Source organism: Xenorhabdus sp. TS4 (genome assembly GCF_014467265.1).
Classification (GTDB): Bacteria; Pseudomonadota; Gammaproteobacteria; order Enterobacterales; family Enterobacteriaceae; genus Xenorhabdus; species Xenorhabdus ehlersii.
The window spans coordinates 1-4,753 of record NZ_NKHQ01000044.1; the positions used below are offsets into that span (position 1 = coordinate 1).

Annotated in this window: 6 protein-coding genes and 1 pseudogene; 5 read left to right on the plus strand and 2 right to left on the minus strand. The window is 43.1% G+C overall.

Features of this window, described 5'->3' with window-relative positions; translation table 11 throughout:
• Positions 1-132: 132 nt before the first annotated feature.
• Positions 133-291, plus strand: a pseudogene (locus Xets_RS24695) (IS982 family transposase); the annotation flags it as partial.
• Between the two features lie 65 nt (positions 292-356).
• Here the strand turns inward: Xets_RS24695 and Xets_RS12740 are convergent.
• Positions 357-1,025 carry a hypothetical protein gene (locus Xets_RS12740; protein ID WP_187651792.1) on the minus strand — a complete coding sequence of 223 codons (669 nt, stop codon included), beginning with the start codon at positions 1,023-1,025 and terminating at the stop codon, positions 357-359.
• Positions 1,026-1,132: 107 nt separating this feature from the next.
• Positions 1,133-1,738: a GNAT family N-acetyltransferase gene (locus Xets_RS12745; protein WP_187651793.1), complete on the minus strand. Its 606-nt coding sequence runs from the start codon at positions 1,736-1,738 to the stop codon at positions 1,133-1,135.
• Positions 1,739-1,946: 208 nt separating this feature from the next.
• Here Xets_RS12745 and Xets_RS12750 point away from each other — a divergent pair, with 208 nt between their 5' ends.
• The 4 genes from Xets_RS12750 (at position 1,947) to Xets_RS12765 (ending at position 4,587) form a co-directional block, all read left to right on the plus strand.
• Positions 1,947-2,831, plus strand: coding sequence for an IS982 family transposase (locus tag Xets_RS12750; protein ID WP_187651794.1), 885 nt, complete (start codon positions 1,947-1,949; stop codon positions 2,829-2,831).
• Between the two features lie 23 nt (positions 2,832-2,854).
• A complete protein-coding gene (locus Xets_RS12755; protein ID WP_187651795.1) occupies positions 2,855-3,364 on the plus strand; it encodes a hypothetical protein in 510 nt (169 codons plus the stop codon).
• Between the two features lie 76 nt (positions 3,365-3,440).
• A complete protein-coding gene (locus Xets_RS12760; RefSeq protein WP_255430626.1) occupies positions 3,441-3,935 on the plus strand; it encodes a PFL_4669 family integrating conjugative element protein in 495 nt (164 codons plus the stop codon).
• The gene (locus Xets_RS12765; RefSeq protein WP_370588235.1) at positions 3,886-4,587 is read left to right on the plus strand and encodes a DNA topoisomerase; all 702 of its coding nucleotides are present in this window, start codon (positions 3,886-3,888) and stop codon (positions 4,585-4,587) included. The genes Xets_RS12760 and Xets_RS12765 overlap by 50 nt, the downstream gene beginning before the upstream one ends.
• Positions 4,588-4,753: the final 166 nt, after the last annotated feature.

Consider the following 4,753-nt stretch of genomic DNA (forward strand, 5'->3'; position numbering starts at 1 on the left):
TGTTTGCCCATTGGCGGGCAGGAATGACAGGCACGTTTGCTTGATGGGAGCGGTATGAGTCGAGAGGCTCACGTACCGTTCTGCGAGAGGCTGCGGGGGCAGTTCCCGCGGTCTACTCAACCGGTCGTCGACCAGCTCAAAAATATTTCTCAGATAGAGCATTCAAGGCATCGCAGTCAGCTCGGTTTTTTGTTGGAAGTTGCTGCCGGTCTTATTGCTTATACATTCCAACCTAAAAAACCGAGCTTGAATCTACGGGATAATGAAATCGCTATCTTTAAACGAAGCTGAGGTTAATTAATTTATTCGGCATCTTTCTAACAAAAAGCCGAATATCAATGTATTGCCCCAAAAATTTAACAACATTCATAACGGCTTGTTATCTTATTCCATTTCCATTTATCATTTCTTGCTGCGGGATGTAATTCCATGCCCCCATTTATGTTCATAAACCCCATATTTATATATGCTTGCCTCGCCCCATCATATGGAGAAAGTTTTAACTTTCCTTCCATCCCTAATTGTTGTGATTTATTTACTGCATATTCAATGAGTAAAACACCACAACCTCGAATACCGCAATGAGTGGCCAAAAAAGAAACTTCAGGTAACTCATTTTCATGATTATCTTGCACTAATAATTGTAAGGCACCGACAGGAATACCTCTGAAATAAGCAACAGCAAAAAACTTTTTTGAACCGTCAGTTTTATCTCTCATAGATTGAAGCTTTGCATTAGTCGAGAGACAATTAAGTATACTAAACGCCTGATTATACCTCATTTTCCACCTTTCCTGTTGCTTATCAAGCTTAAGAAAATCAAAATAAAACCAATCCTCAGCCATAGTTTCTGTTAGCATCTTTTCCGTTGCGTAGAATGCTTCTTCTGGGCTGACCTCCTTGATTGTGATAAATGTTTTCATATTAACCAATGTTGTGTACATATCCGTACAGGATTTAGACCGGGTTAAAGGACCAAATCCTACAGAACGGTTGTTAATATTAAAAGATTTTGATCTGAACATTACATTAATTCCCCTCATTATATTTTGGAAGATGTAAATAATTCACCTGACTTTTCTCTAACAAAAATCCAAATATATTACAACGTATTAGGTGTCCAGACTGATATTTAACAGAATCTATAACGACCCGTTGCCTCATTCCATTTCCATTTATCATTTCTATCAGCAGGATATAATTCCAGGTGTTCCCCAGCCTCAGTAAATCCCATTGCCATATATGTCGCTCTCGCTCCCTCATATGGAGAAAGTTGTAACTTTCCTCCCATTCCTAATTGTTGTGATTTATTTACTGCATATTCAATGAGTAAAGCACCACAACCTCGGATGCCACAATGAGTTGCCAAAAAAACGACTTTAGGTAACCCATCAGTAATTAATAATTGTAAAACTCCGACAGGAACACCTCTGAAATAAGCAACAAAAAACAACACTCTTTTATCAATTTCTTCTAATTTAAGGCGAATACCAATATCAATATAGAAAAATTTAAATATTCCCAATGCCTGGTTATATCTAGAATTCCATTTTATTTGCTTCTCATCAAGCTGACCAGAAGAATTAGGGCACAACCACTCATTATTCATAGTTTCTTTCTTTATTTTTTCCGTTGCATGAAATACTTCTGATAGACTAGCCTCCTTGATAACTATAGAACATCTGATATCAATTGATCTTGGCCATATTTCTGAAAAAGATTTTGATCTGAATATCATATTACCCTCCTTATGATATAAAAGAATTGGGATAATTAAATAATTTTATAGTTTTCAATGCTGACTGATATAAAAACTCATCTATATCAAAAATAAAAAAATCTTTTAATTAATTAACCTGAGCTTCGCTTAAGGGAAGGGAACTAAAGTGCCTGAGGCACGATCAACGTTTTTGCTAAAGAAAACAAAATAGTGGAGACCCTCAGGCATGTATAATTTAGAAGAACTTTACTGCTGCGTCGATGACTTTTGCCAAAAATTTATCCCTCTCTGGCATCAACAACTCATTGAAAATGGATTACGTAAACGGCACCGTGAGGCATCCCTTTCTCTCAGTGAAGTCATGATGATCCTCATTTTATTTCATATGAGTCATTATTGTGATTTTAAAACATTTTATATTGAACATGTAAAACAATATCTTACAGCCGATTTTCCCGGATTAGTCAGCTATACTCGTATCCTCACCCTGAAGAAAAGGGCGCTTATTCCTTTATGCGCTTTTCTTTCATCACGTAAGGCGCAAACTCAAGGGATTGCTTTTATTGATTCTACCAAAATTGCTGTTTGTCACAATCTTCGTATTCCCCGTCATCGCGTATTTGAAGGGATGGCACAACGAGGTAAAACGAGTACAGGCTGGTTTTATGGCTTTAAACTTCATTTGGTTATCAATGATTGCGGTGAATTGTTAGCCGTGAAACTCACCGCAGGAAACCAGGATGATCGTCAGCCAGTCAGAGCGCTGACAAAAGGACTAGCAGGATGTTTGTATGGTGATAAGGGGTATTTATCCCAGGCTTTATGCGATGAGTTAGAAGCGGAAGGCGTCACGTTAATCACCAATGTCCGGAGTAACATGAAAACCAAAGCATTATCTCTCTGGGATAGGTTGATGTTAAGACGGAGATTTTTGATAGAAACGGTCGTCGACCAGCTCAAAAATATTTCTCAGATAGAGCATTCAAGGCATCGCAGTCAGCTCGGTTTTTTGTTGGAAGTTGCTGCCGGTCTTATTGCTTATACATTCCAACCTAAAAAACCGAGCTTGAATCTACGGGATAATAAGATCGCTATCTTTAAACGAAGCTGAGGTTGATTAAAAAGCAGACGACTGTGCCTGTGGCACATGCGATTAAAAAATATTCTGTTTTGAGAGAAGCAACAGAAGCTGGAAATCATCCTGTGTTGCCTGAGCTAAGAATGGCTAAAAAGCATACGGCTGTGCCCGTGGCACATGCGATTAAAAAATGTTCTGTTTTGGACGAATCAACAAAGGTTGGAAATTCCCCTGTGTTGCCTGAGCTAAGGATGGTTAGAAAGCATACGTTTGTGCCCGTGGCACATGCGATTAAAAAACATCCTGTTTTGAACGAGGCAACAAAAACTGGAAATTATCCTGTGTTGCCTGAGCTAAGGGCGGTTAAAAAGTATACGTCTGTGCCCGTGGCACACGCGATTAAAAAACGTTCTGTTTTGAGCGAGGCAACAGAAGCTGGAAATCCTCCTGTGTTGCCTGTGTCAGGGATGGTTAAAAAGCGTATGCCTGTGCCTGTGGTACATGAGGCTAAAAAATCATCACTTCTGGTCGCGAATAAAATTCACTCTTTTTCCCGTTTCCCATAACTGGTTATTCATTGAGTCGCAGACGCCTTTGCCTTGATAGTTCTACTGATTTATCAAGGCAAAGGAGTCTTTGTGCATGTCTGATTCAGAAGACAAATCATCATCCCAGTCGCGTTTACGCGCCGGGGTATTAACCTCCTCATTAACGATTGAACTGCATACCCACTATGCCATCCGTCTGTGGGCAGGGCGCAGACGGGAAGAGATCAGCAATCCACGAAAATTTTCAGGCATTCTCGGGATGCCACAGGTGATTAAACGCGCGGGCACGATCAGTGTGGATGCCGCTGCCGATAATCCGTATGCCGATACCTGGCTGGTGAAGCTGGAACAAGCGCTGGATAGGGCTTCCGCCAATCTCCAGCAGAGTCTTGCCACTTTGCAGGATACGTTGAACGCGGTACCACAGCAGATCACCTTATCCGCCGTTTCCTCCGTCGAACCGCTGAATATTGGGGTTTACAGCCATTCACCATTAGGCTATCGGCGGGCAACACTTCCGGGTGAAAGGACGGGTGAATGTGATCACGGGCTGGAAGGCACTGTTTACCGATGGAACGAGAGAACATGAAAAGGAAGACGAACAGGAAGCCGGTTTACCCCTGCCGGCCCTTAACCAGGGCGATCGCTGTCAGGTGATTGAGGCAAAAATTCAGTCACTGTACACCAAACCGCCGGCACCGTTTACTGAAGGTACCCTGATTGCCGCGATGAAAAATGCCGCCAGTCTGGTCAGTGATCCGCAATTAAAACAAGTCTTGCGAGAAAGTGCCGGGCTGGGTACGGAAGCGACCCGGGCCGGCATTCTGGATACGTTATTTAAACGCCAGCTGATTGAGCGGAAAAAGAAAACAATCCACGCAACACCGCTGGCGCAGGAACTGATTGCCGGGCTGCCGGCGGTATTGACCGATCCGGGTATGACCGCGTTATGGGAACAATCGCTGGAAGATATTGCACAGGGTAAAGCGTCGCTGGCGGTTTTTATGCAAAAACAGGTGCAGTGGCTTTTGCATTTAGTCGAGCGCGGCAAGGCACAGCCGCTGCATCTGACGTTGCCGAAAACACCCGAATGCCCGAACTGTGGCGGCCGGATGCGGCAACAGCAGGGAAAAACCGCGCCGTTCTGGGGATGTGTGAACTATCCGGCCTGTAAAGGCATGCTGAATGACAAAGCGGTCACCCAATCGCGCAAAGCCCGGCGGGAAAATCAACGGACATGAAGATCTGGTTGTTGGTTGACGCCCTGACAGGATGCTTTAAGAATTAACCTGTTTCTTAAATGATCGATGAGCCTGCAACGATCGCCTCCGGGTGGCTGTAAAACTCCCGTAGCCTGAAAGGGAGCGCCTCAACGCGGTACATCTGCCCACCTTTGGAAGCAGATAT

Bases quoted from the DNA above. Each gene is read 5' to 3' on its own strand.
- Xets_RS12750 (WP_187651794.1), top strand. From the start codon at position 1,947: ATGTATAATTTAGAAGAACTTTACTGCTGCGTCGATGACTTTTGCCAA.
- Xets_RS12760 (WP_255430626.1), top strand. From the start codon at position 3,441: ATGTCTGATTCAGAAGACAAATCATCATCCCAGTCGCGTTTACGCGCC.
- Xets_RS12745 (WP_187651793.1), bottom strand. From the start codon at position 1,738: ATGATATTCAGATCAAAATCTTTTTCAGAAATATGGCCAAGATCAATT.
- Xets_RS12740 (WP_187651792.1), bottom strand. From the start codon at position 1,025: ATGTTCAGATCAAAATCTTTTAATATTAACAACCGTTCTGTAGGATTT.